The 25,220-nt window shown below is 41.0% G+C and carries 22 protein-coding genes and 1 tRNA gene; 4 read left to right on the forward strand and 19 right to left on the reverse strand.

The features are described from left to right. Positions 1 to 3 precede the first annotated feature (3 nt). From ftsY to AXF18_RS08525, 3 genes are read right to left on the reverse strand one after another with little or no spacing between them, the layout of a single operon-like run. Complete coding sequence (gene ftsY / locus AXF18_RS08515) at positions 4 to 1,314, reverse strand: signal recognition particle-docking protein FtsY (protein ID WP_000522275.1); 1,311 nt, start codon at positions 1,312 to 1,314, stop codon at positions 4 to 6. Between the two features lie 3 nt (positions 1,315 to 1,317). Then, positions 1,318 to 2,136, reverse strand: a complete 819-nt coding sequence (locus tag AXF18_RS08520; protein ID WP_000763430.1) for a Cof-type HAD-IIB family hydrolase — start codon at positions 2,134 to 2,136, stop codon at positions 1,318 to 1,320. Further along, positions 2,136 to 2,927 (reverse strand): Cof-type HAD-IIB family hydrolase, encoded by a 792-nt coding sequence (locus AXF18_RS08525; protein WP_002880674.1) that lies wholly within the window; start codon positions 2,925 to 2,927, stop codon positions 2,136 to 2,138. The genes AXF18_RS08520 and AXF18_RS08525 overlap by 1 nt, the downstream gene beginning before the upstream one ends. Before the next feature lie 205 nt (positions 2,928 to 3,132). On the opposite strand from AXF18_RS08525, the gene AXF18_RS08530 reads away from it, so the two are divergent. Next, complete coding sequence (locus tag AXF18_RS08530) at positions 3,133 to 3,828, forward strand: VIT family protein (RefSeq protein WP_000136037.1); 696 nt, start codon at positions 3,133 to 3,135, stop codon at positions 3,826 to 3,828. 39 nt (positions 3,829 to 3,867) lie between these two features. Here AXF18_RS08530 and AXF18_RS08535 read toward each other — a convergent pair whose 3' ends face one another. The 8 genes from AXF18_RS08535 to AXF18_RS08570 form a co-directional block, all read right to left on the reverse strand. Beyond that, complete coding sequence (locus AXF18_RS08535) at positions 3,868 to 5,856, reverse strand: FtsX-like permease family protein (RefSeq protein ID WP_049550003.1); 1,989 nt, start codon at positions 5,854 to 5,856, stop codon at positions 3,868 to 3,870. 1 nt (position 5,857) lies between these two features. Then, positions 5,858 to 6,616 (reverse strand): ABC transporter ATP-binding protein, encoded by a 759-nt coding sequence (locus tag AXF18_RS08540; protein ID WP_000173369.1) that lies wholly within the window; start codon positions 6,614 to 6,616, stop codon positions 5,858 to 5,860. Positions 6,617 to 6,998: 382 nt separating this feature from the next. Continuing rightward, a complete protein-coding gene (locus AXF18_RS08545; protein ID WP_000156039.1) occupies positions 6,999 to 8,120 on the reverse strand; it encodes an AAA family ATPase in 1,122 nt (373 codons plus the stop codon). Between the two features lie 3 nt (positions 8,121 to 8,123). Beyond that, positions 8,124 to 8,846 (reverse strand): hypothetical protein, encoded by a 723-nt coding sequence (locus AXF18_RS08550; RefSeq protein WP_000434516.1) that lies wholly within the window; start codon positions 8,844 to 8,846, stop codon positions 8,124 to 8,126. A gap of 10 nt (positions 8,847 to 8,856) precedes the next feature. After that, complete coding sequence (locus AXF18_RS08555; protein WP_049500006.1) at positions 8,857 to 10,545, reverse strand: hypothetical protein; 1,689 nt, start codon at positions 10,543 to 10,545, stop codon at positions 8,857 to 8,859. A gap of 113 nt (positions 10,546 to 10,658) precedes the next feature. Then, positions 10,659 to 10,931 (reverse strand): PspC domain-containing protein, encoded by a 273-nt coding sequence (locus AXF18_RS08560; protein WP_049500008.1) that lies wholly within the window; start codon positions 10,929 to 10,931, stop codon positions 10,659 to 10,661. Positions 10,932 to 10,990: 59 nt separating this feature from the next. Then, entirely contained in the window at positions 10,991 to 11,440 is a 450-nt protein-coding gene (locus AXF18_RS08565) for a SprT family protein (protein WP_049500010.1), read from the reverse strand. After that, positions 11,427 to 13,556, reverse strand: a complete 2,130-nt coding sequence (locus AXF18_RS08570; RefSeq protein ID WP_049500012.1) for a Tex family protein — start codon at positions 13,554 to 13,556, stop codon at positions 11,427 to 11,429. The genes AXF18_RS08565 and AXF18_RS08570 overlap by 14 nt, the downstream gene beginning before the upstream one ends. 130 nt (positions 13,557 to 13,686) lie before the next feature. Between AXF18_RS08570 and AXF18_RS10225 the strand changes: the two genes are divergently transcribed. From AXF18_RS10225 to AXF18_RS08585, 3 genes are read left to right on the forward strand one after another with little or no spacing between them, the layout of a single operon-like run. Beyond that, a complete protein-coding gene (locus AXF18_RS10225; protein ID WP_049500013.1) occupies positions 13,687 to 13,818 on the forward strand; it encodes an SPJ_0845 family protein in 132 nt (43 codons plus the stop codon). After that, positions 13,819 to 14,724 carry a permease gene (locus tag AXF18_RS08580; protein WP_049500015.1) on the forward strand — a complete coding sequence of 302 codons (906 nt, stop codon included), beginning with the start codon at positions 13,819 to 13,821 and terminating at the stop codon, positions 14,722 to 14,724. Further along, positions 14,721 to 15,536 carry a TIGR03943 family protein gene (locus tag AXF18_RS08585; RefSeq protein ID WP_049500016.1) on the forward strand — a complete coding sequence of 272 codons (816 nt, stop codon included), beginning with the start codon at positions 14,721 to 14,723 and terminating at the stop codon, positions 15,534 to 15,536. Before AXF18_RS08580 ends, AXF18_RS08585 begins: the two co-directional genes overlap by 4 nt. Positions 15,537 to 15,619: 83 nt before the next feature. On the opposite strand, the gene AXF18_RS08590 is transcribed toward AXF18_RS08585, so the two are convergent. The 8 genes from AXF18_RS08590 to leuC all read right to left on the reverse strand — a co-directional run bounded on the left by AXF18_RS08590 (position 15,620) and on the right by leuC (position 25,217). Next, the gene (locus AXF18_RS08590; protein WP_065371820.1) at positions 15,620 to 16,546 is read right to left on the reverse strand and encodes a bifunctional riboflavin kinase/FAD synthetase; all 927 of its coding nucleotides are present in this window, start codon (positions 16,544 to 16,546) and stop codon (positions 15,620 to 15,622) included. Between the two features lie 143 nt (positions 16,547 to 16,689). Next, on the reverse strand, positions 16,690 to 20,229 hold the full coding sequence (gene smc / locus AXF18_RS08595; RefSeq protein WP_065371821.1) for a chromosome segregation protein SMC: 3,540 nt from the start codon (positions 20,227 to 20,229) through the stop codon (positions 16,690 to 16,692). Further along, entirely contained in the window at positions 20,220 to 20,918 is a 699-nt protein-coding gene (rnc, locus tag AXF18_RS08600; RefSeq protein ID WP_000661472.1) for a ribonuclease III, read from the reverse strand. Before rnc ends, smc begins: the two co-directional genes overlap by 10 nt. A gap of 183 nt (positions 20,919 to 21,101) precedes the next feature. Beyond that, positions 21,102 to 21,173, reverse strand: a tRNA-Arg gene (locus tag AXF18_RS08605). A 67-nt stretch (positions 21,174 to 21,240) separates the two neighbouring features. Further along, the gene (locus AXF18_RS08610) at positions 21,241 to 22,227 is read right to left on the reverse strand and encodes a GMP reductase (protein WP_000931170.1); all 987 of its coding nucleotides are present in this window, start codon (positions 22,225 to 22,227) and stop codon (positions 21,241 to 21,243) included. A 198-nt stretch (positions 22,228 to 22,425) separates the two neighbouring features. Then, a complete protein-coding gene (locus tag AXF18_RS08615; RefSeq protein ID WP_045617259.1) occupies positions 22,426 to 23,205 on the reverse strand; it encodes an L-threonylcarbamoyladenylate synthase in 780 nt (259 codons plus the stop codon). 26 nt (positions 23,206 to 23,231) lie between these two features. Continuing rightward, positions 23,232 to 23,825, reverse strand: coding sequence for a 3-isopropylmalate dehydratase small subunit (gene leuD, locus AXF18_RS08620; protein WP_045617261.1), 594 nt, complete (start codon positions 23,823 to 23,825; stop codon positions 23,232 to 23,234). A 9-nt stretch (positions 23,826 to 23,834) separates the two neighbouring features. Next, positions 23,835 to 25,217, reverse strand: a complete 1,383-nt coding sequence (gene leuC / locus AXF18_RS08625; protein WP_065371822.1) for a 3-isopropylmalate dehydratase large subunit — start codon at positions 25,215 to 25,217, stop codon at positions 23,835 to 23,837. Positions 25,218 to 25,220 lie beyond the last annotated feature (3 nt).

Genomic DNA, 25,220 nt, shown 5'->3' on the forward strand with positions numbered 1-25,220 from the left:
GTATTAAATCAAGCCTTCTAAGAGACCCTTCATAAAGTTTTCTGAGTTAAATTCCCCTATATCATCGATTTTTTCACCAAAACCAATCAATTTCACTGGGATATTGAGTTCTTCACGGATAGCTAGTACAACACCACCTCGGGCAGTTCCGTCAATTTTTGTCAAAACAATTCCAGTCAATGGTGTTATCTTAGAAAATTCCTTAGCTTGTACTAAGGCATTCTGTCCAGTTGAAGCATCGAGTGCCAGGAAGGTTTCATGAGGTGCTTCAGGAACGACACGTTTGATAATGCGACCAATCTTTTCCAACTCGGCCATGAGGTTATCCTTGTTTTGCAGACGCCCTGCTGTATCAATCATAAGGATATCAATCCCTTCAGCTACAGCACGTTGCATCCCATCAAAGACCACGCTTGCTGGATCAGCCTTTTCAGCTCCCGTCACAACCGGAACATCCACACGTCGACCCCATTCAGCTAGCTGGGCCACAGCACCCGCACGGAAGGTATCTGCCGCAACCAACATGACTTTCTTGCCAGCTTGTTTGTAGCGATGAGCTAATTTCCCGATAGAAGTTGTTTTCCCAACACCATTGACTCCGACAAAGAGCATGACTGTCAAACCATCTTGGAAATGGATTTGTTCATCGTAGTTGCCATCCTTTTCGTAGAGCTCGACCAATTTCTCGATAATGACACGACGGAGCGCATCAGGCTTCTTAGCATTTTCGAGTTTGGCTTCATAACGTAGTTCTTCTGTTAGGTTCGAAGCGACTTGCACACCGACGTCGCTCAAGATGAGCAGTTCTTCCAATTCTTCGAAGAATTCTTCATCGACAGAACGGAAGTTGGCAAAGAAGGCATTCAAACGAGCTCCGAATCCCGTACGGGTTTTCTTTAGACTGCGGTCATATTTTTCCTGCACGGTTTCTTCAACCTGAGGAAGTTCTTCTTCTACGTCTTCATCCCCTAGCTCTTCTCCAGTTTCTAGAGATTCTTGGCTCTCTTCTTCGAAAAATTCTTCAAGCTCTTGGCCTTGCTCTGTCTCATTAGATTCTAACTCAACTTTTTCTTGAGCCATTTCCTCGACTGCTTCTGGTTCAATCACTTCTTCTGTCAAGACCTGAGGAAGTTCTTCTTGAGCAAGAGTTGCTTCCACTTTGTCACTTCCTGTCCCTTCCTGACTTGTTTCTTCGAGAGCCGTTTGATTTTCTTCAACCTCTTCTGACAAATCAATATTTTCCAGAGCTTCTTTTACAATATCTTCGATTTTCGGCTCTTCTTTTTTCCCGAATAAACGATCAAATAATCCCATATTCTAATTCTCCTTTAACACGTATTCTTCGATAGCCCAAGCAACGGCTTCCTCGTCGTTGGTCATTGGGGTAATCACATTGGCAACTGCCTTAACCGCAGGAACTGCATTTTGCATGGCAACTCCCAGACCTGCCCATTCAATCATGGAAAGGTCATTGGCCTCGTCCCCACAAGCCATGACTTGACTTTGATTGATTCCTAAGTGTTTAATTAATTTCGCTAAACCTGTTGCTTTATGAACATTCTTTGGTGACCACTCTAGCAACATTTCACGTGATTTAAAGATTTCATATTGGTCAAATAATTCTGGTGAAATCTTCTGAATGGCTGCATCCAAAGGTTCTTGGGCAAAGGCAGTCACACATTTATTATATGTCATCTGACTAGATAGATCTTCAAAAGCGACAGGTACGAAAGTCAGGGCTGGGTTGAACTTAGCATAGAGACTTTCTTGGTCCGACTGGATTTGATAGACTGTTCCTTCTGAAATGGCATCTAACGGTAATCCTAGTTTTTCAGTTTCCTCGTACAATCGTGCCACATCGTCGATTGAAAAGACGGTTTTATCGAGAATCTCTCCTGTATTTTTCTGTACCAGACCACCATTAAAGGTGATGGTGTACTCGTCCTCCAGACCATCAGTCCCTAGCTCATGGAGAAAGAAATCCATAGCCTTCAAAGGACGACCTGTTGTCAGAACGACCTTGATGCCACGATCACGCGCAGCTTTGAGGACCTCCTTGGTACGTTCTGTTAGCTTTTTATCCGTTGTCAGCAAGGTACCATCCAAGTCCAATGCAATCAATTTAATATCTGCCATTACAAGCCCTCCATATAAGTCATCACTGACTGGTCCTTATGGTGGCCAATCACTGTTTCTGCTAATTCTAAAATCTCTGGTCGCGCATTTTCAGGAGCGACTGGGTGTCCCACAACCTGCATCATGTGAAGGTCATTGAGATTGTCGCCAAAAGCCATGACCTGATCCATGGTTAGAACAAGTTTTTTTGCCAGCTCAACAATAGCCACACCCTTATCAACGTAGTCCAAGACAATATCGATGGATTCAAAACCTGTTGTCATGGCTTTTACACCAGGAACGTTTTTGTTGACCCAGGCCTCTCCAGCTTCTATCGTATCTTCTGTGAAGTTCGTAGTGAATTTAAAAATCTCATCCTTAATAGCTTCCAGACGCGTTACTTTTTGAATGTTTTCATTGTAGTGACGGCTAAACTTGAGATAGGTCTCATCGACTGTATCCAATACATAACAAGCTTTTTTCCCCGTCAGCAACATTTTTCTTTCATCAAAATAGGGTGATTTCTTTAAAGCTTCAAAAGTGCTCAAGTAAAAATCCCGAGACATAGTAGCCTCATACATATCCTCACCATGAAACTCAACATAGCTCCCATTTTCAGCTATAAAAATCACTTCATCACACACATCCGCAAACAACTTTTTCAGGGACAAGATACCGCGACCTGAAGCCACTGCAAAATAAATCCCCTTTTCCTTGTAGGAAACAAGTACGTTTTTAAGGCGTTCCATATCAAACCGACCCTCTCCATCTAGAAAGGTTCCATCCATATCGGTTGCTACAAGTTTAATCATAAAATCCTTCATACTCCAATTGATAAATCTATCTTCTATTATACCATAGATAAGTTTAAAAAGTTCCAGTACAGCAGGAAAGCACTACTTTTTCGGAGAAACTTCAAAGGGCCTAAAAATTAGAATTGTAAAACTTTTTTCAGATAGTTTAAAAAGTTTGTATTCCCCTACCCTTTTCTCTATAATGGAGAGAAAGGAGATGACTATGACAGAAATAAAACATGAAATTGATGCTAACTTTGCAGGACGACTCAATATCCTACGCGCAGGTGTTCTGGGCGCCAATGATGGAATTATTTCCATCGCTGGAGTCGTTATCGGCGTTGCCAGTGCGACAAGCAATATCTGGATTATCTTTTTATCAGGTTTAGCGGCTATCCTCGCTGGTGCTTTCTCTATGGCCGGTGGCGAATATGTCTCTGTATCCACTCAGAAAGACACGGAAGAAGCCGCTGTTGCTAGAGAACAGTTGCTCTTGGATAAGGATATCGAATCTGCAAAACAATCCCTCTATGCTGCCTACCTTCAAAACGGTGAGTGTGAAACGTCAGCCCAACTCTTGACCAACAAGGCCTTTTTAAAAAATCCACTCAAAGCCTTGGTCGAAGAAAAGTATGGAATCGAGTATGAAGAGTTTACCAACCCTTGGCATGCTGCTATCTCTAGCTTTATTGCCTTTGTACTGGGAAGCCTTCCTCCTATGCTTTCAATCACCGTCTTTCCAAGTGACTATCGTATTCCTGCTACTGTTTTTATTGTGGCCCTTTCCCTTCTCGTCACCGGCTATACCAGTGCTAAACTAGGCAAGGCACCTACGAAAACTGCCATGATCCGCAACCTCTGTATCGGACTTCTCACCATGGGTGTAACCTTCCTCTTGGGACAACTCTTTAGCATTTAAGATAAAAGAAATACCTCGACAAGCATCGAGGTATCTTTTTTACATTTGCACAATCTTGCGATAGCTTCTTGAGGTAATCATAAAGATTAAGACATAGACGATGAGGAAGATAGCACAGATGGACAGAGTGACTGTCAACATCATGGTCGCATCTAGGACCCCAATGACTTTTAGGATGAGACTAAGCATATGATAGGCAAAGGCAAGGTGTAGGAAGGCAAAGAGCAATGGGAGGAAGAAAACAGTTAGGACCTGTTTATTAATGGTTTGCTTGATTTGCTTTTGATCGAGACCGACCTTTTGCAAAATGATAAAGCGTTCACGGTCTTCATAGCCTTCAGAGATTTGTTTGTAGTAGATGACGAGAACTGTTCCCACCATAAAGATGATGGAGAGGAAGATACCGATAAAGAAGGTCCCACCAAAGAAAGCACTCATCTGCGCACTACTATCAGCCAGATTGCTTCCGTAAATAAAGCTTCCTTCTTTGCTTGATTCTCTATTAAAATCATCAAGGAATTTTGAATAGTCATCTGCAAGTTTGAGTTGCTCTTCCTCACTAGCTGTTACATTCATACCACCATAGTATTGATTAAAAATGGAAGAATTAGGATGCTGGTCAAGAAAGGCTTTCAAGTCAGGAACAACCAGATAGTTATAGTCCGAAGTTAGAATATTGTACTGATTTGGGACATGTTCAAGAATAAAATCTTTTTTGATTTCTTCCTTTATTGTATAGGTCTGGTCATTTAGAGTCAGTTCTTTCTGTCCTTGAAGTTCTTTGTTCTTAGTAAACAATCCAACTTCCTTTCCTGAAAGTGCAAGTTTTTGGCCCGTCATATTCTCATAGTCTTTTTGGTCAAAGACCATAAAAATAGTTTTCGGTTGAACACGATTTTGACCTTTCTCAAAGATTGTCAATTTCGTACCTTCTTGGTTTGCTACACCAAAGCTACTGTATGTAAGGACTTCTTTCTTTGTGACAGTCAATCCTTTATCGCTAGCATACTGGTCTAGGAGTTTATTTATGTCTTCTTTTTCAACATTCTGCCCTGTAATTCCAAAATCATGTGGATTCATGACTTTCTTGAAAGTTTCAGAGCCTTTAAAGATACTCGTTGCAGCAGACATAGTCACCAAGACCATGGTTGAGAGAATAGCAATCGTCGCTAGACCAACAGCATTTTTCTTCATACGAAAAATGAGATTGGATACGGAAATCATGTTGTTAGGTTGGTAATAGTAACGCTTGTTTTTCTTCAAGATTTGTAGGAAAACTGTGATTCCTGCATTGAAGAGAAGATAAGTTCCCAAAATTACCAACAAGACTGCTACAAAGAAAATCAGAACAGCAGAAAGTGGATTTTCAACTGTTACTGCTAGGTAGTAGCCAGCTCCCATACTAATCAAACCTAGTATAGTTTGAAGACCTAAGAAACGTCCTTTTTTCTCACCACTGGCTTTTTCACGAGAGAGTTGAAGGGCATTCATGCGTGCGATGCGAAAGGCATTGATAAAAATTAGACCTAGGAAGATAGCTCCAAAGACGATGAGAACTAGGATGAAGACAATTGGTTGGAAAGTCGAAACGAGCTCCACTTTCATTTTCATCAGCTTCAGAAGAAGGGCAAAGATTAGCTTATCAAAGAGAGCTCCTAGACCGAGACCAGCTGTCAAGGTTAAGGAACCAAAAATAAGAAGCTCCTTAAAAACCATACTGATCAAATGGCGCTTTTCAAGCCCCAGCATACCATATACACCCAGCTCCTTGGAGCGGTTCTTCATGACAAAACTATTGGCATAAAGTACAATAATTCCAGAAGCGATGGTAACAACTACCATACCGAGAGCAAGGGTCATAGAGATAGTTTCTCCCCCTCGAATCTTACCAATGTTAGGATTAAGTGACAGTGAGTAAAAGAGATAGGTGATGGTCACAGCTAAGAGAACTGCTAAAGCAAAGGGATAGTAGAGTTTGCGGTTTTTGATTAAGTTCGAAACCGCTAACTTATTGGTCAATCGAAACATACTAATTCACCTCACTTGCCATGACAGTCAAGGTATCAGAGATTTCCTGGAACATCTGACGTTCTGTCTTGTCTCCACGGTAGATTTGATTGTAAAGAATGCCGTCCTTGATAAAGAGAACGCGCTTGGCCCTGCTGGCTGCTGCCGTTGAGTGAGTTACCATGAGAATGGTTTGGCCACGTTCATTGATTTCATCAAAAACATCCAGAAGAGCTGCAGATGACTTGGAGTCAAGAGCTCCTGTTGGCTCATCCGCAAGAAGAATTTCAGGTTCAGTGATGATGGCGCGTGCTACTGCTACCCGCTGTTTTTGACCACCAGAGATCTCGTAAGGGTACTTCTCTTGCAATTGGTTGATGCCCAAATTTTCAGCAGTCACTACCAATTTCTTCATCATCTCTGTGATAGGTTTTCGTGATAACACTAACGGAAGCAATATATTGTCCTTAACAGACAAGGTATCTAGCAAGTTAAAATCTTGGAAGACAAATCCCAACTTCTCACGACGGAAACTCGAAGCTTGTGAATTTTTAATAGTGGCTGTGTCGGTTCCGTTGAGGTAAACCTGCCCGCGAGTTGGTTTATCCAGCATAGCTAGGATGTTGAGCAGGGTTGATTTTCCAGAACCAGACTCACCCATGATGGCAACGTAGTCACCCTTCTCTACGGTAAAGTGAATATCCTTAAGGGCTTCTACTTGGTTGCCTTGGAAACGTGTTTTATAGATTTTTTGAACGTGTTTTACATCTAAAAGTGTCATGATTTTCTCCTTCTTAATATCCCATCAATTGAAACTGTGCTTGCATCATAGCGCATCCCAGTTGAACACGCTCGATATCTTTTTGACTTGGTTTTCTTGTTTTCTTATGTAAGATTCTTTTCATGGTTTTGCTCCTTTGTTCTTTATGAGTCTAGTTTATCTCAAAAAAAGAGGTCTTGCCATAACCTAACCTTACAAAAGAGACTTTAATCTTACATTTTTGTAAGATTAAAAAAAACAAGCAATTTCGCTATCAATATTTTACCATAAAAGAAAGGCAAGAAGAAAACCCTTGCGGATGCAAGGGTTAAAATTCACTATTCAGTCTGAATCAATCAGTAAGAAATGTAGCTACAATTTGATGATGTATTCTTTCAATTAATTATATTTCTATATAAGCAGAACAGTTTTCTTCTAAAGAAAAGTCTTCTTTTATCAACAAGGTTAAATCTTTTGAAGTCAAATTTTCACTTTGATCAATTCGAACTGCTTGATTCATTATTAAATCTTCATAAAGATTTCGAACAAAACGACCGTTAGAAAAATTGGTAAGATTACTTTCTAACTTATCATTAAAATAATTTAATAATATTTCTTTCAACTTATCGTCTATCTGGTAGTCATCTTTTCTTGCTATAGTTTCAAGAATATCTAACAATTCTGTAGAAGAATAATTTTCAAAATTAATAAAATAATTAAAGCGAGACTTCAGACCAGGATTCGATTCAAAAAAATGATTCATTGGATCAGTATATCCTGCAACAATAACAATTAGATCATCTCTTGAATCCTCTAGAGCCTTTGTCAATTCTGTTAAACATTCTCGTCCATATGAATCCGTATTGTCATTTTCTGTAATACTATAAGCTTCATCTATGAATAAAACGCCACCTTTTGCTTTTTCAATGACACTTTTTACTTTTAAAGCAGTTTGACCTTGATAACCAGCGATTAAATCTGTTCTGGAGACTTCGGTAAAATGCCCCTTTGAAAGAAGGCCTAATTGATAATACATCCGACCTACAATTCTGGCCACTGTCGTCTTTCCAGTACCAGGATTCCCCATAAACGCCATATGTAAAGTTCTCTTTGGTACTTTTAGCCCAGACTCTTTTCTTTTGGACTGAACCTTTTGATATATAACTAACCTCGAAACTTCCTCTTTAACTTTTTGTAAACCAACTAATTGATTTAATTCCTTCATCAATTCATCCAAAGAAGAGTTGTTACGTTTTCCTAACTCCTTCCCTAGTATTTCAAAAAGATAAGAGTAACCTAAATAACAAGCTAAATTATCAGATAATTCTTTTAGCGTTTGACTTATCTTGCTTATTTTATTCTCTTTTTGAAATAAATATATAGATTTATATAAATCTGCTACTTTATTTGTGTCTGAATGATCAATTATAATCTCATTCACTTTTGTGAGAAAAGTCGACTCATTACCCAGTTGTCGATCCAATTTTTTGGCGCTCTCAATTAGTTTATCACGGGATATAGTCATAATCTACCTCAAAAACATAAAAAGTAAAGCAATAATTAACATTCCAATAGATACTCCAGATATGATAAAAACTGTAAGTAGTCGATTGGAAATAAGTTGAATTTGTTCTTTACTTTCTTTCAACTCTCTTCTGAGTTCTTCAATCTCAGCAGTGTGAGAGACTGGTTCCAAAGGAAGCTGACTAACAGCGCCCTCTAAGTTGACAATTCTATCATCTAGTGTAGAAAGTCGTTCCTCATGTTCGACGATAGAATTTTTACTTTTTTCTTCGTTAAATTTCTCTTTAAACTGCTTAAGAGCTTCTAATGTTAATTTTTGTTTCTCTATGGTTTTATCAATACGAGCCTGCTCTTTCAGAATTTTTTTGTTGTTATGTTCAATGGCAGCTACAGAAGAAAGAATAGCTTGAATATAATCTTTATCCAGCGCTTCTAAAGCTTTATAAACTTGACCAAATTCTTCAATAAGTGTTTGTTGATTATCATAAAATTTTGAAATGTAATTTTGAGTTTGTTCAACTAACGTATTAAACTCGTTTCCTGTCACTCCATGTTCAGCAAACTCAAAACCGAAGAAATCATCGTGAGTTCTAACTTTATCAAAATACAGTTCATCTTGACTTTGTTCAGCAAACTCTTTCAGATGCTCTTTCGCTTCATCGAAATCATGTTTGCTAATGTTTATTTCAAATTTTTCCTGTTCTTGCTCAACTACTTCTTGTTCCATATTTATCTCCTTAATCTAGTAAATCTTGTAATAATGCATCAATCTCATCAAAGTCACTTTTTTCGTCTCTTGTAGATTCTTCAAAAATATCTGATAGCTTTTCTTTCATTATTGAAGCAGCCATATCGTGTCTTTCCTTAATAGTATTGATAACAGAATCTTGTTCTACTTGAAGCTTTATGCTCTTTACATCTAGTAATTGATCTTTGATTACTAACATTTCATTATTTTGATCAATTTTCTTAGAACTTAATTCAGTAATCTGTTTATTGACAATTTGCTGATCAATCATTTTTAATACAAAAGCGCCAATAATTCCAGATAAGGTCGCTCCCATAAAAGTTCCAATAACACTGCCGATTGTTCCTAAAAGTGGTATAGAAACAGCTAGGACTGGAAAACTAGCTGTGAGAGAAGCTCCTAAAGTTTCTCCTAGTACAATTGCCCCAGTAGCCGATAAACCAGCAACAACAATTTTACCGATTTCTAGCATCATTATCTGAACACTTTTTTCTTTGTTATCTGGATTGTTTAGATAATCAATTGCTTCTTTTAATGACTTCCAACCTTGGTGAATAAATGTCCAAGCTTTAAGAAAAGTGTTAATTACAGGTCCAACTATCGCAGAAGCTATCATCGTAACCACTGATTTCCCAACGTTTAATAAGTGGTTTGATAAGTTGTTTACAAATGAAATGATGGCCTCTTTTATCTTTTCAATAAAAGTTGATAAGTTTCTCTCTGTCTCTTTAAGCCAAGAGATAAATTTTGAAATTAACTCTCGCAAAAATTCTGATAGTAACTGTAAAAGAGCTGCTTTAAAAGCTTTTCCTGAAACTTTTAAAGCCTCGTCACGTCGTGATTTTTTACCAGATTTTATAGCTCGCTTCTCAGCTTCATCTCTTACTCTATCGTATTCCTCGCGTGCCTCTTTATCTTTCTCAATTAACTGTTTCTCTTCTTTTGAACTAATATTATGGACTTCTCTAGCGTATTGCCCTTTAGAATTTGGATTATCAAATAATTCAGTTGTAGATTGATCACCCTTCGCTTGATTAACTTCACTCCTAATTTCGTTAAGGTTAACTTTACTATTTGCAAAAGCAATCTGCTCTTCCTTTGTCAAAAAAGCATTTGCCTTTGGATCACGTATAATCTCTCCTGCAGAAACTGTATGATCCATCTGAGTTCCTTTTTCTTTTGAACCTGTTGGTCGTCCTGCGTCAAATGGTTTTCTCGCATCTTTGGTTAAAGTATTTACAATTTTTCCTGAACGAGTTGAGTGTGTTTTAATATTTCCTAAGTCATCTTTAACAAAATTATTTTGCCAAGTATCGTATCTTTCTTGATAATCGACATCTCTATTATGAGTTGCTAGTTTTCCTTTTTCAAAATTTTCAGCAGTTTGTATATGTGCGTCTTTTCGTAAATCTAGAGTTTGACCGTTGTTATCTTTAATAAACTCTTCACCTATTTGGGCAGCAAGTTGAAGTTGTACTTGTTCCCAAACTATATTTTCAATAGATTCTTGAAGGTATTCATTATTTTGTAATTTTTCTCTATCTATATCAACTTGCTCTATGTGTTCAACAACATCCTTAAGGTTATTTTCTAAAGAATTTTCTATTTCAAGTAACTGTTCATAGTCAAAGTCAATTTCAGAACTTTGTAATTCAAACGTTTTATTTTCGTTAGCCATATTAATCTCTCTAAATTATTGTATTCACTGATTTATTATACCATTTCAGGATTTGATTTGACAAGTTTAAAAAAACTTCGTCCTCTTGGACGAAGTTCATGCTTCAACTATTATCACCAAAACCATCCATCATTGTCTTCAATGGCTTGGGCTTCCTTGCGTTTGCGTGGTCCTGTTCCATACATTTCTGCTTCGATTTCTTCCTTAGTTGGCAGGATAGAGGCTAGGATGATGTAGATAATCACGCCAATCCCAAAATTTGATATGGTAAAAATAGCAAAGAGAAAGCGAACTAGAGTCACATCAAAATTCCACTTGTCTGATAGACCAGCTAAAACTCCCGATACCATACTATTTCGTTTCATTTTATAAAATTTATTATTCATGATTTGTTCCTCTTTCGGTATTCTTACAAGTAGTATAGCATGAAACAGGTTCACAAACATCAGTCCTTAGGCCGATTTAAGATGACGAGTTTACCACGGCAGACGCCACAACGATAGCGTTTGGTATCAATCCTTCTCTTACGCTGATAACTTTGCTGGCAAGATTGGCACTGATAGACTAGGTAAGCACTTTGAGATTGTGTTTTCATGGGTGGTACATAGCGCAGTCCATCCACTTCTTTCAAAAGTTCTTTAAAATCTCGGTCCTTATGTCGATATCCTTTTTTCTGAAAATAAAGGTGATAGTGACAGAGTTCATGGCGCACGATTTTGCGAAAGACTTCCAAACCTAGTTCATTATAGACCTTGGGATTAAAGTCCAAATGCCCATCCTTGGGGAAAAATCGCCCACCTGTCGAACGTAGACGAGAATTCCACTGGGCTTGGTGTATAAAAGGTCTACCAAAGTCTTCGAGTGAAACAGACTGAACGTACTCAGTTAGATTCATCTGGAGCGAGGAGCGACAGATTGACTTTTTCACGCTCGGTATCGATTTTCTTAACCCAAACCGTTACCAAATCTCCAACAGACAACACTTGGCTGGGATGTTTGATAAATTTGCGACTCATATGAGAAATATGAATGAGGCCGTCTTCGTGAATCCCGATATCAACGAAGGCACCGAAGTCAACGACATTACGCACCACACCTTCCAGCTTCTGGCCGACTTTTAAGTCTTTGATATCCAAGACATCTTGGCGGAGTACAGGTGCGTCAAAGGAATCACGGAAATCTCGACCTGGTTTGAGAAGGTCGGAAATGATATCTTTAAGCGTTTCTGGTCCAAGATCCAGTTCTTGCGCCATCTCCTTGACTGATAGGGATTTAAGCTTATTTTGTGCTTCTTCATTCAAGTCCTTGATATCCAAGCGTTTGAAGAGCTCCTTAACCGCAGCATAGTTTTCTGGGTGAACTCCTGTATTATCAAGAATATTGCTACTTTCAGGGATACGGAGGAAACCAGCTGCCTGTTCAAAAGCCTTGGCACCCAGACGAGGAACCTTCTTAATCTGATCGCGTGAAGTGATTTTTCCCTCTTCCTCACGGTATTTGACGATATTTTCAGAAATGGTTTTATTGAGTCCAGCTACGTGGGAAAGAAGTGCTGGGCTGGCTGTATTGACATTGACACCGACTTGGTTCACCACGGTATCCACGACAAAGTCCAGACTCTCAGACAGTTTCTTCTGACTAACATCATGCTGGTACTGACCGACACCGATTGACTTGGGATCAATTTTGACCAATTCAGCGAGGGGATCTTGCAAACGACGGGCGATAGAGATAGCAGAGCGTTTTTCAACAGTTAATTCTGGAAACTCCTGACGAGCAAGTTCACTGGCAGAGTAAACGGAAGCGCCACTTTCATTGACGATAACATAGCTGACTTCAGGAAAATCTTTCAGAACTTCCGCCACAAAGGCTTCACTTTCCCGACTGGCCGTCCCATTTCCGATAGCAATAATTTCCACACCGTATTGACCAATCAAGTCCGACAAATCTTTCTTGGCTTCTTCGATTTGACGAGTTGATGCTGGTTTTACTGGATAAATGACTTGGGTCGTCAGCATTTTCCCTGTTGCATCAACAACAGCCAGCTTGGCACCTGTACGAAAGGCGGGGTCAAATCCTAGAACCACGCGCCCTTTCAGCGGAGCAACCAATAGGAGATTGCGCAGATTGTCTGAAAAGAGTTGGATAGCCCCTTCTTCTGCTTTCTCAGTCAATTCTGTCCGTATACGTCGTTCGATAGCAGGCAAGACCTTTTTCTTAACTGACTGTTGAACCACTTCATCTATATAGGTATTTTTCACCTTGAAACGGGCAGCAAAGAAAGCAAGAATACGATCTGTCGCGTGCTCAAAACCGACTTTTAAGACGCCTAGCTTCTCCCCACGGTTGAGAGCCAAGGTGCGATAGCCCTGCATGTTGCCAACTGTCTCTGAGAAATCATAATAAATCTGGAAAACTTGCTTCTCATCAAGACTCTCATCTTTGACTTTCGAAGTGATTTTAGAGTGTCTCAACACTTCCTGATAGGTCAGTGAACGCAAGGTCACATCTTCTGATAAGGCTTCAACTAAGATATCAACTGCTCCAGCCAAGGCTTCTTGAACTGTCGCAAATCCTTCACAGACAAACTTCTCAGCTTCTTTCTCTAAGCTAGTAACATTCTGCAAAATCAAGCGAGCAAGAGGAAAGAGTCCAGCTTCTCGGGCAATAGTTGCCTTGGTCCGACGCTTTTCCTTATAAGGAAGGTAGAGTTCTTCTACATCTGCTAATTTCTCAGCTGTCAGGATAGCATCTTCCAATTCCTTGGTTAGTTTGCCTTGTTCTTGTATCTTAGCTAAGACACCTTCCTTGCGGTCATTAAGATTAGTCAGACTTTTATCCAGGTCGATAATGGCCTTAATCGCCACCTCATCCAAACTACCAGTCATGTCCTTTCGATAACGCGCGATAAAGGGAATTGTCGCCCCCTCAGCCGTCAAACTTAGAACGGTATCGATTTGCTTTAAGGTTACTCCCAAATCTTGGGAGATTTTTTCATATTTTTTATCCATAAATCTATTATACCATAAGGAACTGCTCTTGTTTTGCCTTACCTGTTTTTGCATCTTTGATTATCAAAATAATCCCTTTTCAAGAAAATAATAGTATAATAGAGGTAGAATGTAGAAAAGAGGTAGGCCCATGGCTGTTAAATTTACAAAAACCGATGACTTGGACAAGATGTTTGAAGAATTTGCTAAACTTCCTGACTTAACACAAGTCAGTTTCCCAGATGACAAAGAAAAAAAAGAAAAAGTTGAGAAGAAAAAATAGATGATGATTTTCCAATCTCTTCCTCCTAGTGTATTACAAGCGGGAGCTATTTTTCTCTCCATCATGATTGAAGCCCTTCCCTTTGTCTTGATTGGAAGTCTCATTTCGGGATTGATTGAGGTCTATATCACACCTGATAAAGTTTATGAGTTTCTCCCTCGCAATCGTTGGGGGAGGATCTTTTTTGGTACCTTCATTGGCTTTCTCTTTCCTTCTTGCGAATGTGGAATCATTCCCATCATCAATCGTTTTCTGGAAAAGAAAGTGCCCAGCTACACGGCCGTTCCTTTTCTGGTGACTGCTCCCATTATCAATCCTATCGTTCTTTTCGCTACTTATTCTGCCTTTGGCAATTCCTTAAAAATTACCTTCTTGCGAGCTCTGGGAGCCATTGTAGTTGCTTTGGTATTGGGTATTTTTCTAGGATTTTTCTTGAAGGAATCTATTCAAAAAGAGAATCCTATCACTTGCCATGAACATGACTTTTCACACTTGAGTCCCGCTAGAAAAGTCTTTCAGGTCTTTATACAGGCTATTGATGAGTTTTTCGATATGGGGCGCTATTTGGTCTTTGGTTGTCTCTTTGCAGCTATCGTGCAGGTCTATGTCCCGACTCGGATTCTGACCTCTATCAGTGCTAGCCCACTCCTTGCGATTCTCTTGCTCATGTTTCTTGCCTTTCTCCTCTCGCTTTGTAGCGAGGCGGACGCCTTTATCGGAGCTTCTCTTCTCTCGAGCTTTGGCCTAGCACCAGTCCTTGCTTTTCTAGTCATTGGCCCCATGCTTGATATCAAAAATCTCCTCATGATGAAGCACTATCTCAAAGCGCGCTTCATCTGGCAATTCATGGGCGTCGTGACTCTGCTTGTCTTGCTTTATTCTTACATGATGGGGGTGATGTTATGATCCGTTTTATCATTCTACTGGGTTATTTTTCCCTAACTCTGTATCTGCAACTATCTGGCAAGCTCAGTCACTACATTAACCTCCACTATTCCTATCTAGTCTATATTTCTATGGTTCTTTCTCTTCTGTTGGCTCTGGTCCAATTCTACATCTGGATTAAGAAAATCAACTCTCACAGCCATATGGAAAGTCGTCGAGCTAGACAAATCAGCGTCCTTTTACTGTCTCTACCTCTCTTGATTGGAGTTGCCTTTCCGACAGTAAGTTTGGACTCGAGAACCGTATCTGCCAAAGGCTATCATTTCCCACTCGCTGAGGGAATCGATACAGCCATTCAAGCAAGTGAAGGCACATCCAGTCAATATCTCAAACCCGATACCAGTACCTATTTTTCCAAATCTGCTTATGAAAAGGAAATGAGGAAAACAGCTGATAAATACCTCTCCCAGGAAACCATTCAAGTCACAGACGAAAACTATTTGGAGGTCATGGAAGTTCTCTATGACTATCCTCAAGAGTTTGAAGGAAAGAAAATCGAGTTTACAGGCTTTGTTTATAACGATCCTAGCCATCCAGATAGCCAGTTCCTCTTTCGCTTTGGAATCATCCACTGTATCGCAGACTCTGGTGTATATGGACTCCTAACTAAGGGAAACTCACGCCAGTATCCTGACAATACTTGGATCACCGCTAGAGGAACCCTGACTCTTCACTACCATAAAGAACTCAAACAAAAACTCCCAACACTGGAAGTTGAGAGTTTCACAAAAGTAGACAAACCAGAAAATCCTTATGTCTATCGCGTGTTTTAATAAAAAGTAGCCTTTGTAGGCTACTTTTTTTGTCCATTATATGAATTTCATTCTATCTACTCTTTCGAATTGATAGCAAACTCTTACTCTCCACCCTTCCAGTTCCGAGCAATCTCTTCATCTTTCTGGAGTTGGTCTACGAGCTCGTCGATGGAGTCAAACTTGACCATATCTCGGACACGGTCCAGCCAGTAGACCATAACTGTCTCACCGTAAATATCGTCTGAAAAGTCGAAAATATTGACTTCAAAACGTGGTTCTTCACCATCAAAGGTAACATTTTTTCCAACACTTGCCATGCCACGATATCTCTGACGTTGCACTTCGATATCGACTACGTAAACACCATCTGCTGGCATGTAAGTTCGGTCTCTTAGAACTAGATTGGCTGTTGGATAACCAATAGTCCGCCCACGAGCATTTCCATGAACGACCATTCCACGAGATGGGAGCGGAGTGCCGAGCAGATGATTGACTTCCTTGACATCTCCATCAAGAATAGCTTGGCGAATCCGTGTAGAACTAATCTTGCCCTTTTCATCCTCAACTGGAGGAACAATGATAATCTCTCCATCAAAATAGTCCTTCAGTTCATCCGCAGTTTTCTTATCTGAGCCAAAGGTATAGTCAAATCCTGCTACAATAATCGCTGGTTTTAAAGCTCTAACATATGTATCAAAGAATTCTTGACCCGTTAAACTAGCAAATTTGCTACTAAATTCTAGCAAGAAAAGAGCCTCTACTCCGTGCCACTTCATCTTGTGCTCCCGCTCCTCATGATTAACGATGTGAAGCATGAGCTCAGGTTGGTAAGGTTGTAAGGCAAGTTTTGGCGATTCTGTAAAGGTCATCACGACAACTGGCAGATAGTCCTTCATCGAAGCCTTACTGGCCACTTCAAAAAGTTTCTGATGACCCTTGTGGATGCCATCAAAATAACCTAGTACAAGGACTGTTTTTCCCGGTACTGCAATATCTTTTTCGTTCTTAATAGGTACTGTTGTAATCATGAAACTATTATATCATAGAGCCAGTCTTTTCGCTAAGAGGAAATCCCAAATGTCGTTTTTTGCGCCTGAACTGACCTTGATAGACAATTCAAGCTATGAGTTTTTAAAAATAGCACCTCCTAAGAGATGCTATCGTTTGGTAACTAGTCTACTGTTTCTTCTAAGTCTTTTAACTTAACCGAGACAATTTTAGACACACCTGATTCTTGCATGGTCACTCCATAGATAGAATCAGCTGCCGCCATGGTCCCCTTACGGTGAGTCACGACGATAAACTGACTATCCTTGTCAAAGCGGTTGAGGTAATCCCCAAAACGTTTGACATTGGCTTCGTCCAGCGCAGCCTCTACCTCATCCAAGATGACGAAAGGAATGGTCTTAACTCGGATGATTGAGAAGAGCAGAGCCAGAGCAGATAGGGCTTTTTCACCACCACTCATGAGGTTGAGAGATTGGATTTTCTTACCTGGTGGTTGAACAGAAATCTCCACACCAGCTGTTAAAAGATCGCCCTCAGTCAATATCAAGTCTGCCTGACCACCGCCAAACATCTGTCTAAAGGTCACTTTAAAGGACTCACGAATAGCCTCAAAGGTTGATTTGAAGCGTTCCTTAACCTCATCATTCATCTCTGTGATGGTCACAAGAAGTAGGTTTTTAGCAGACAAAATATCATCTCGTTGGCTATTTAGAAAGTCTAGACGGTTGTGAACTTCTTCGTACTGTTCAATAGCATCCAAATTGACTGGACCGAGTGAGCGAATAGCTTTCTCTAAATCCTTAACCTCTTGCTCTGCCAGAGTGAGATTTTCCAGTTCATGCGCTTTTTCTAGCGCCTCATTATAGCTGATCTGGTACTGGTCTGTTAGTTGAGCTTGTAGATAGCGCAAGCGTTCGCTGACCTTTTCTTTCTTGGCTTCAGCACGTGTTTGTTTACGAATCCACTCCTCATTCTGCTGACGAGCCTGATCCAAATGGCTGGCAATATCATCCAGTTGACCCTCGATATCATCCAACTCAAACTGCTTGCGAATCAAACCTTGTTGGAGGTTTGTTTTCTGAGTTTTGGCCTCTTCCACCTGCTGACTTAGCAAATCCGTATCCACTTTCTCAAGATTATCAACCTTTTCTTGGAGGAGACGCTGAATCTCCTCTTGCTCGATATCCAGATTATCCAGTTCCTTACCTAGGCGTTCAATATCAGTCACTTCGTACCGCTTTTGTCCTTGCAGTTCGGACTTAAGCAAGCGCGCTTGAGAAATCTGTTCCTGCAAGTTTTGATAACGTTCTTGAATAGCGTTTTTGTTAGACTTAATCTCTTCAATCTCAGCTTCCAGATTTTGCTTTTCACTGGCGATAGTAGCGAGGCGCTCTTGGCATTTTTCCTTGTCCGCTTGCCAATCTCCTTCAGATAGGCGATTTAATTCCTCTTCTTGAAATTTCCAAAGCGTTTCCAGTTCTTCGACCTGCTGATTGGTTTGTTGATAAGCAAGATACAAGCCTTGCTCCTGAATACGAGCTTGCTCACCCTGAGATTTGATAGCTTCTAATCTTTCAGTCAATACCGCCATCTCATCTTGCAAGGTCTTCAAACTCGCTTCTTCTGACCGCAAGTTAGCTTCTTCCTCAGCAATTTCTTTTTGTAATTGCTCCAGCTCTGGCTTGATGAAAATACTGTTGTTTTGACGATTGGCACCCCCCGCGTAGGAACCACCTGTACGCAACTCTGTCCCATCAAGCGTCACCACACGAACCTGATAGCGAACTTGACGAGCTGCCGTACGCGCGTGTTCTACTGTGTCAAAGATAGCCGTCGTAGCAAGCAAGTTCTTAAAAATGGCTTCTAGTCTCTTATCAAACGACACCAACTCATCTGCCATTCCCAGAAATCCTGGACTTGCAGCGATAGCATCTTGGTTCTGACTAGAAATCGCACGAGCCTTGATAGTCGTCAACGGAAGAAATGTTGCACGACCGGCTCTGTTGCGCTTAAGGAAATCAATAGCCTTAGTCGCCGCGTTCTCATCTTCTACGATGATGTGCTGACTACTTGCTCCAAGCGCAATTTCTAGGGCAGTTTGATAATGAACATCAAAAGTCAAATGCTCACTGACTGCACCAATGATCCCACTAAGACGATCTTTTTCTTGAAGAACACTCTTAACACCCGCATAAAAATTACTATGATTTCTAAGGATATTTTCCAAACTCTGAGCTCTAGCCTGCTTGTTTTTTAGACTATCCAGACGGTCAAATAGTTGGCTCTGCTGGGCTTGGTAAGAAACTTTCTGCTCCTCTTGTTCCTTGGCACTAGCTTGGTAGTCTGCCAATAATTTCTGAACCTGCTCCTTGGCAGTTTCAAGCTCATCTTTTTGCTGACTAGCCTTCTCTTTAGCTGTAGCCAATTGTTCTTTCAATTTCTCAACTTGATCTGCTTGTTTTTGAGACAGTTGACGGCTGTTTTCCAACTCATTCTCGATGCGGGTCAACTGGTTTGAGACATCCGCTTCTTCTTGTAAAAGCGCCACAAAACGTTCACGCAAGAGCTCAATCATTTGGTCAGGATCATCAGAAAATGCCAACAACTCTGCTTCTAGGCGATTGAGTTCCTTGTTGTTTTCAGCTAGACTTTTCTCTAACTGTTCCAAGTTCGCTTCTTTTTCAGCCTTTTCCTTACTTAGAGCCTTTCTCTTATCTTCCAGAGTCGCCAAACGGGCTTGTGCTTCTTGTTGATTAAGGGCTACTTGCTCGGATTCCAGTTTGGATAGGGCTAGTTTTCGCTCTAAGTCACTGATCAAACTAGTCAAATCCATCAAGCTCCCTTGGTCTTTAGCCATTTCAGCTTGCAGATCCTGACGTTTCTTTTTAAGAGTTTGATTTTCCTCTTCTAACTCTTCACGTTTTTGGTAATAGCTAGTCAAAAGTTCCTGAACCTGAGTTAGTTCTTCCTCGGTCAGCTCCAGTTCAGCCTTGTTTTCCTTGATTTGGGCAACCAGTACATCCAAATAAATTGCCTTGCGTTGACCATCCAAGTCGAGAAACTTACGAGCATTCTCGGCTTGTTTTGCAAGGGGCTTGATTTGATTGTCTAACTCATAGATAATATCCTCTAAACGGTCTAGGTTGTCCTGAGTTTGTTGCAATTTGCTTTCTGTTTCTTTTCGACGAGTCTTGTATTTCAAAACACCCGCAGCTTCTTCAAAAATAGCACGGCGTTCCTCTGGCTTGGAATTAAAAATCTCCTCAACCTTCCCTTGAGAAATGATGGAGAAGGAATCCCGTCCCAAACCTGTATCCAAGAAAAGGTCGTGCACATCACGCAAGCGAACTTTTTTGCCATCAATCCGATACTCACTATCACCACTACGATAGATATGGCGTTCTACCTTAATGACTTGCCCTGCATCCTTGATGAAGCCATCTTCATTGTCCAAGGTCACGATAACAGAGGCATAATTGAGTGGTTTGCGGCTTTCAGTTCCAGCAAAGATAACGTCGGGCATCTTGCCTCCACGAAGACTCTTGACACTAGACTCTCCCAAGGCCCATCGCAAACTTTCTGTGATATTTGACTTCCCAGAACCATTGGGCCCAACGACAGCTGTCACACCTTGATCAAAGACGACCTTGGTCTTGTCAGCAAAGGACTTGAATCCCTGAATCTCAATCTCCTTTAAATACATGAATCCAGCCCTTTCTCAACTGCATTTTTGGCGGCCTCTTGTTCTGCCAATTTTTTAGAACGGCCTTGACCTTTTCCGATACTCTTGCCCTCAACCAGAACTTCTACATCAAAAACCTTATCATGAGCAGGTCCCGTTTCAGAGGTCACTTGGTAGCGAATATCCACATCGCCATTGACCTGGAGTAACTCTTGAAGGTGCGTCTTGTAATCCTTAATCATTTCAAAGTCACCTGCTTCAACCTTGGGAATCATGACCTGATAGATGAACTCTTTTACTCTAGCAACATCCTTGTCCAAAAGCAATGCTCCCAAAAAGGCTTCAAAGGCATCTCCAAGAATGGTGTCACGATTACGCCCACCAGACTTTTCTTCTCCTTTTCCCAGCTTGATAAACTGATCAAACTGGCAATCACGCGCAAAACCAGCCAAACTCTCCTCACGGACAATCATAGCACGAAGTTTGGACAAATCTCCCTCTGGTTTCTTAGGATATTTTTTATACAGATATTCTGAAATCAATAATTGCAGAACAGCGTCTCCTAAAAATTCCAAGCGCTCATTGTGTGAAATTTTTAAGAGGCGGTGCTCATTGGCATAACTCGTATGAGTAAAGGCCGTTTCCAGTAAGTTTTTGTCTGCAAATTCGATTGCAAAACGCTTCTTTAGTACAGTTTGTAATTCTTTCATACCAACCTCTTTCTAACTGATAACAGTCTTTCTTATTATATCAAAAAAAGCCCCCTGAGTCACTTTAAAACGGGAGTGAAGGGGATTTGAACATTTTTTAGAACAAACTTTTTATTTTTAGGGGAAAACTTGGGGCGTGATAAAGAAAAAAGCCTTATGTAAGGCTTTCTTAGACTTTTTACATCCACCCTGAGGGAATCGAACCCCCATCTCAAGAACCGGAATCTTACGTGATATCCATTACACTAAGGGTGGAAACTTGTCTTATTATAACAGAAATTTGCTCTAATAACAAGTTTTTTATGGGTGGACTAAGCGTCCATTAGTGGGATGCATCCCCGTTCCAGATAGAGTTTTTCACGATCACATAATCAACGTGTTTGAGGTCCGCAACCTTGCGTCCACCTGCGTAGGAAATAGCACTTTGCAAGTCCTGCTCCATCTCAGTAAGGGTGTCTTGCAAATGCCCTTTAGCAGGCAGTAAGATGCGCTTACCTTCCACATTTTTATAGGCTCCTTTTTGATATTGAGAAGCTGAACCATAGTATTCTTTGAACTGTTCGCCATCGACTTCAATCGTCTTTCCTGGGCTTTCGATATGTCCTGCAAAAAGGGAACCAATCATGACCATGCTGGCACCGAAACGGATAGACTTGGCAATATCACCATGAGTACGAATCCCACCATCAGCGATGATCGGTTTACGCGCAGCCTTGGCACACCAACGTAGGGCAGCCAACTGCCAGCCACCTGTACCAAAACCTGTCTTGACCTTGGTAATACAAACCTTACCAGGACCGATTCCAACCTTTGTTGCATCCGCACCAGCATTTTCCAATTCACGAACAGCTTCTGGTGTTCCCACGTTACCAGCAATGACAAATGTATCTGGTAATTCTTTCTTGATGTGTTGGATCATAGAAATCACGCTATTCGCATGACCATGAGCAATGTCAATCGTGATATACTCAGGAGCATCAGCCTTGAGTTGGCTAACAAAGTCATACTCGTAATCCTTGACACCGACAGAGATGGATGCAATAAGGCCTTGATCGTGCATGCGTTTGATAAAAGGAATGCGCCCAGCCTCATCAAAACGATGCATAATGTAGAAGTAGCCACCTTTAGCCAGTTGCTCTGCTACGTTCTCATCCAAAATCGTCTGCATATTTGCTGGCACAACAGGTAGTTTGAAAGTGTGATTTCCAAGTGTGACACTCGTGTCTGCTTCTGCACGGCTTTTAATGACACATTTATTTGGGATCAACTGAATATCTTCGTAATCAAAAATTGGAAATTCATTTAACATATCGATGTCTCGTTTCTTTTGTAATGACCTACCTATGCTTGCGCATCTCTACGCCTTTTCCGACGTTTCCTTAATTAATTATAAACCAAAGTACAGTTTTTGTCAAATATTTTTAATAATCAAATTATATTGTTCGGTTTTTGCTTGTAAAATTGAGAGAGAAAGAGGAGAGATTAAATTCTCTCCTCTTCTTCAATCTTAATAATACTCACCTTGACGGTAGTCCCATGAGTTAAAGGTATCTGACAGGTGCATCATGATTTTATCAATGTCAAGCCCTTTGCGGATAACAACTGGAGCTGGTGAGATTGAACGGTCTCCTCCTTGTTCTGGGATGAGCTTACCATCTTTATCAACCATAGACACCATCACACCTTGCTCGTAGCGCGTTTCAATCGTTTTATCAGGTTGGATAGATGCCACATAGTCGTCTGCCTCGATGACAAGGTCCACTGCTCCTTCTATACGTTCTCCGATACCTTCCACCTTACCGCGGTTTCCTTTTCCAGATGGGTTAGCTGATGAGGCGTAGACCATTTTACCTTCTTCCCAAAGTTTAGCAGCCAGTTGTTCACCAGCTTTACCAAATTTAATGACAAAACAGCTAGTACCACGAACGTCAGTCATAAGTTCTTCACGGCCATCACCATATGCTTTGAGTTTTTCAAAAGCTTCTGGTTTCCATGGAAGGATACAACCAAGTAGAATGTCTTCGTCCCAATGTTTTTGATAGAAGGCTTCAATTTCTGAGTTGAGTTGTGCTAAAGCTCGAAGCTCATCCATGCTACCACAGAGAACGACACCTGGTTTGTTACGGTTACGTTCTTTGGCTGCGAACTTACGCTCAAGTCCTGCCTTGTCGCTCGTCATGATAATGTAACCAACTTTTGTAGGACAAACAATACATCCGCCCTCACCTTTTAAAATGTCATAGCCTTCTTGAGAAAGTGTTCCGTTCCATTGAATGTGTTTTGTCATAGTTCTATATGTCCTTTTCTATTTTTCTAATCCTGCCAGTAGGCTGGACGTTGTTTTTCATAGGCAGCAATCAAATCTTCATACTGCAAAGTAATACTGATATCATCCAAACCATTTAAGAGCTTGTGTTTCCACTCGCTATCTATTTCGAAAGCGAATTCTCCAACTGGTGAAATGATTTTTTGTTGTTCCAAGTCCACAGTTACCCGGTCGCTTGCTTGTAGCTTGGCTAATTTTTCTCTAACCTCTCTAGGCTGAACAATAGGCAACATACCATTATTGAGTTCATTATTATAATGAATGTCCCCGAAAGATCCTGCAATCACGACTTTAAAACCATAGTCAGCTAGAGCCCAAGCTGCGTGTTCTCTGGACGATCCTGCGCCAAAGTTGTCCCCTGAGATGAGAATACTAGCTTTTCGGTATTCTGGTCGGTTAAAGACAAAGTCTGGGTCCTCAGTATACTTGTCGTCCAGATAACGCCAAGCGTACATAAGGTACTTACCAAAGCCTTTCTTATCAATTAACTTGAGAAACTGCTTGGGAAGGATTTGGTCGGTGTCGATATTATCATTCATGAGAGGAACGGTCGTTCCCGTATAAACTGTAAATTTCTCCATATCCTCTCCTTACTGGGCCTCTGGCATTTTCCGAACATCTACGAAGCGCCCTGCAATAGCCGCTGCAGCTGCCATGGCTGGACTGCAGAGATGGGTCTTAGCACCAAATCCCTGTCTATCTTCAAAGTTGCGGTTACTGGTTGAAGCACAATGGACGCCATCAGGTACCTTGTCGGGATTCATCCCTAGACACATGGAGCAACCTGGGTCTCTCCACTCAAAACCAGCATCTAGAAAGACTTTGTCCAAGCCCAACTTCTCAGCAGCTCGTTTCACAGGACGAGAGCCCGGAACTACAATTGCTGTTAGATTGGGAGCAATTTTCTTCCCTTTGACAAATCGCGCAGCCAGTTGCAAGTCACTGAGTCGAGCATTGGTACAAGACCCGATAAAGATATAGCCTAGCTCAATATCCTCTGGCTTTTGACCAGGTTCCAAGTTCATGTAATGATAAGCTCGTTCATCATTCATATCCTTAATTTCTGGGAAGCTACTGTCAAAGTCAACGCCCATAGCAGGATTGGTTCCCCAGGTCACCATAGGAGCCAAGTCTGAGACATCCATCTGGATAACCTTATCATAAACAGCATCCTCATCGCTGACAAGCGTCTTCCAGTCAGCAACAGCCTCCTCGAAAGCTTCGGGAACGCATTCCCGTCCCTTGAGATAGTCATAGGTAGTCTGATCTGGATTCATGATTCCCATCTTCGAACCAAACTCGATGGACATATTGCAGATGGTCATTCGCTCTTCCATGGTCAGAGCATCAATCGCTTGCCCACGATATTCCACCACATAGCCAACACCACAAGCAACGCCATACTTGGCAATTAAGGCGAGAATGTAATCCTTAGAATAAACTCCTTTTTGAGGAACACCAGTGAATTCTACCAGCATTTTCTTGGGTTTAACTTGCCAGAGTGTCTGGGTAGCAAAGACATGCTCAACCTCACTGGTCCCAATCCCAAAGGCGATAGCTCCGAAAGCTCCGTGGGTAGCTGTGTGGCTATCTCCACAGACGATGAATTTTCCTGGTTGCGTCCGTCCTGTTTCTGGACCAACCATGTGAACGATGCCCTGCTTTTCAGAACCGTGGGCAGCATGTTCAATCCCAAACTCCTCAACATTTTCAGCAAGCTTATCAATTTGAGCCTTAGAAATCACATCTCGAATATCGTAGATATTGACCGTTGGTACATTGTGATCAAAGGTTCCAAATGTCAAGTCTGGCCGTCTCAATCTGCGACCTGCATCTCGTAATCCTTGAAAAGCTTGGGGACTGGTCACTTCATGAATATAGTGCTGATCCACATACATGAGTTGGGGCTGCCCTTCTTCTCCTGTGATAACATGACGGTCCCATAATTTATCAAAAATTGATTTTCCTGCCATTCA

Origin of the sequence: Streptococcus sp. oral taxon 064 (assembly GCF_001683375.1) — a bacterium.
Taxonomy (GTDB): domain Bacteria; phylum Bacillota; class Bacilli; order Lactobacillales; family Streptococcaceae; genus Streptococcus; species Streptococcus oralis_S.

Bases quoted from the DNA above. Each gene is read 5' to 3' on its own strand.
- ftsY (WP_000522275.1), bottom strand. From the start codon at position 1,314: ATGGGATTATTTGATCGTTTATTCGGGAAAAAAGAAGAGCCGAAAATC.
- AXF18_RS08520 (WP_000763430.1), bottom strand. From the start codon at position 2,136: ATGGCAGATATTAAATTGATTGCATTGGACTTGGATGGTACCTTGCTG.
- AXF18_RS08525 (WP_002880674.1), bottom strand. From the start codon at position 2,927: ATGATTAAACTTGTAGCAACCGATATGGATGGAACCTTTCTAGATGGA.
- AXF18_RS08530 (WP_000136037.1), top strand. From the start codon at position 3,133: ATGACAGAAATAAAACATGAAATTGATGCTAACTTTGCAGGACGACTC.
- AXF18_RS08535 (WP_049550003.1), bottom strand. From the start codon at position 5,856: ATGTTTCGATTGACCAATAAGTTAGCGGTTTCGAACTTAATCAAAAAC.
- AXF18_RS08540 (WP_000173369.1), bottom strand. From the start codon at position 6,616: ATGACACTTTTAGATGTAAAACACGTTCAAAAAATCTATAAAACACGT.
- AXF18_RS08545 (WP_000156039.1), bottom strand. From the start codon at position 8,120: ATGACTATATCCCGTGATAAACTAATTGAGAGCGCCAAAAAATTGGAT.
- AXF18_RS08550 (WP_000434516.1), bottom strand. From the start codon at position 8,846: ATGGAACAAGAAGTAGTTGAGCAAGAACAGGAAAAATTTGAAATAAAC.
- AXF18_RS08555 (WP_049500006.1), bottom strand. From the start codon at position 10,545: ATGGCTAACGAAAATAAAACGTTTGAATTACAAAGTTCTGAAATTGAC.
- AXF18_RS08560 (WP_049500008.1), bottom strand. From the start codon at position 10,931: ATGAATAATAAATTTTATAAAATGAAACGAAATAGTATGGTATCGGGA.
- AXF18_RS08565 (WP_049500010.1), bottom strand. From the start codon at position 11,440: ATGAATCTAACTGAGTACGTTCAGTCTGTTTCACTCGAAGACTTTGGT.
- AXF18_RS08570 (WP_049500012.1), bottom strand. From the start codon at position 13,556: ATGGATAAAAAATATGAAAAAATCTCCCAAGATTTGGGAGTAACCTTA.
- AXF18_RS10225 (WP_049500013.1), top strand. From the start codon at position 13,687: ATGGCTGTTAAATTTACAAAAACCGATGACTTGGACAAGATGTTTGAA.
- AXF18_RS08580 (WP_049500015.1), top strand. From the start codon at position 13,819: ATGATGATTTTCCAATCTCTTCCTCCTAGTGTATTACAAGCGGGAGCT.
- AXF18_RS08585 (WP_049500016.1), top strand. From the start codon at position 14,721: ATGATCCGTTTTATCATTCTACTGGGTTATTTTTCCCTAACTCTGTAT.
- AXF18_RS08590 (WP_065371820.1), bottom strand. From the start codon at position 16,546: ATGATTACAACAGTACCTATTAAGAACGAAAAAGATATTGCAGTACCG.
- smc (WP_065371821.1), bottom strand. From the start codon at position 20,229: ATGTATTTAAAGGAGATTGAGATTCAGGGATTCAAGTCCTTTGCTGAC.
- rnc (WP_000661472.1), bottom strand. From the start codon at position 20,918: ATGAAAGAATTACAAACTGTACTAAAGAAGCGTTTTGCAATCGAATTT.
- AXF18_RS08610 (WP_000931170.1), bottom strand. From the start codon at position 22,227: ATGTTAAATGAATTTCCAATTTTTGATTACGAAGATATTCAGTTGATC.
- AXF18_RS08615 (WP_045617259.1), bottom strand. From the start codon at position 23,205: ATGACAAAACACATTCAATGGAACGGAACACTTTCTCAAGAAGGCTAT.
- leuD (WP_045617261.1), bottom strand. From the start codon at position 23,825: ATGGAGAAATTTACAGTTTATACGGGAACGACCGTTCCTCTCATGAAT.
- leuC (WP_065371822.1), bottom strand. From the start codon at position 25,217: ATGGCAGGAAAATCAATTTTTGATAAATTATGGGACCGTCATGTTATC.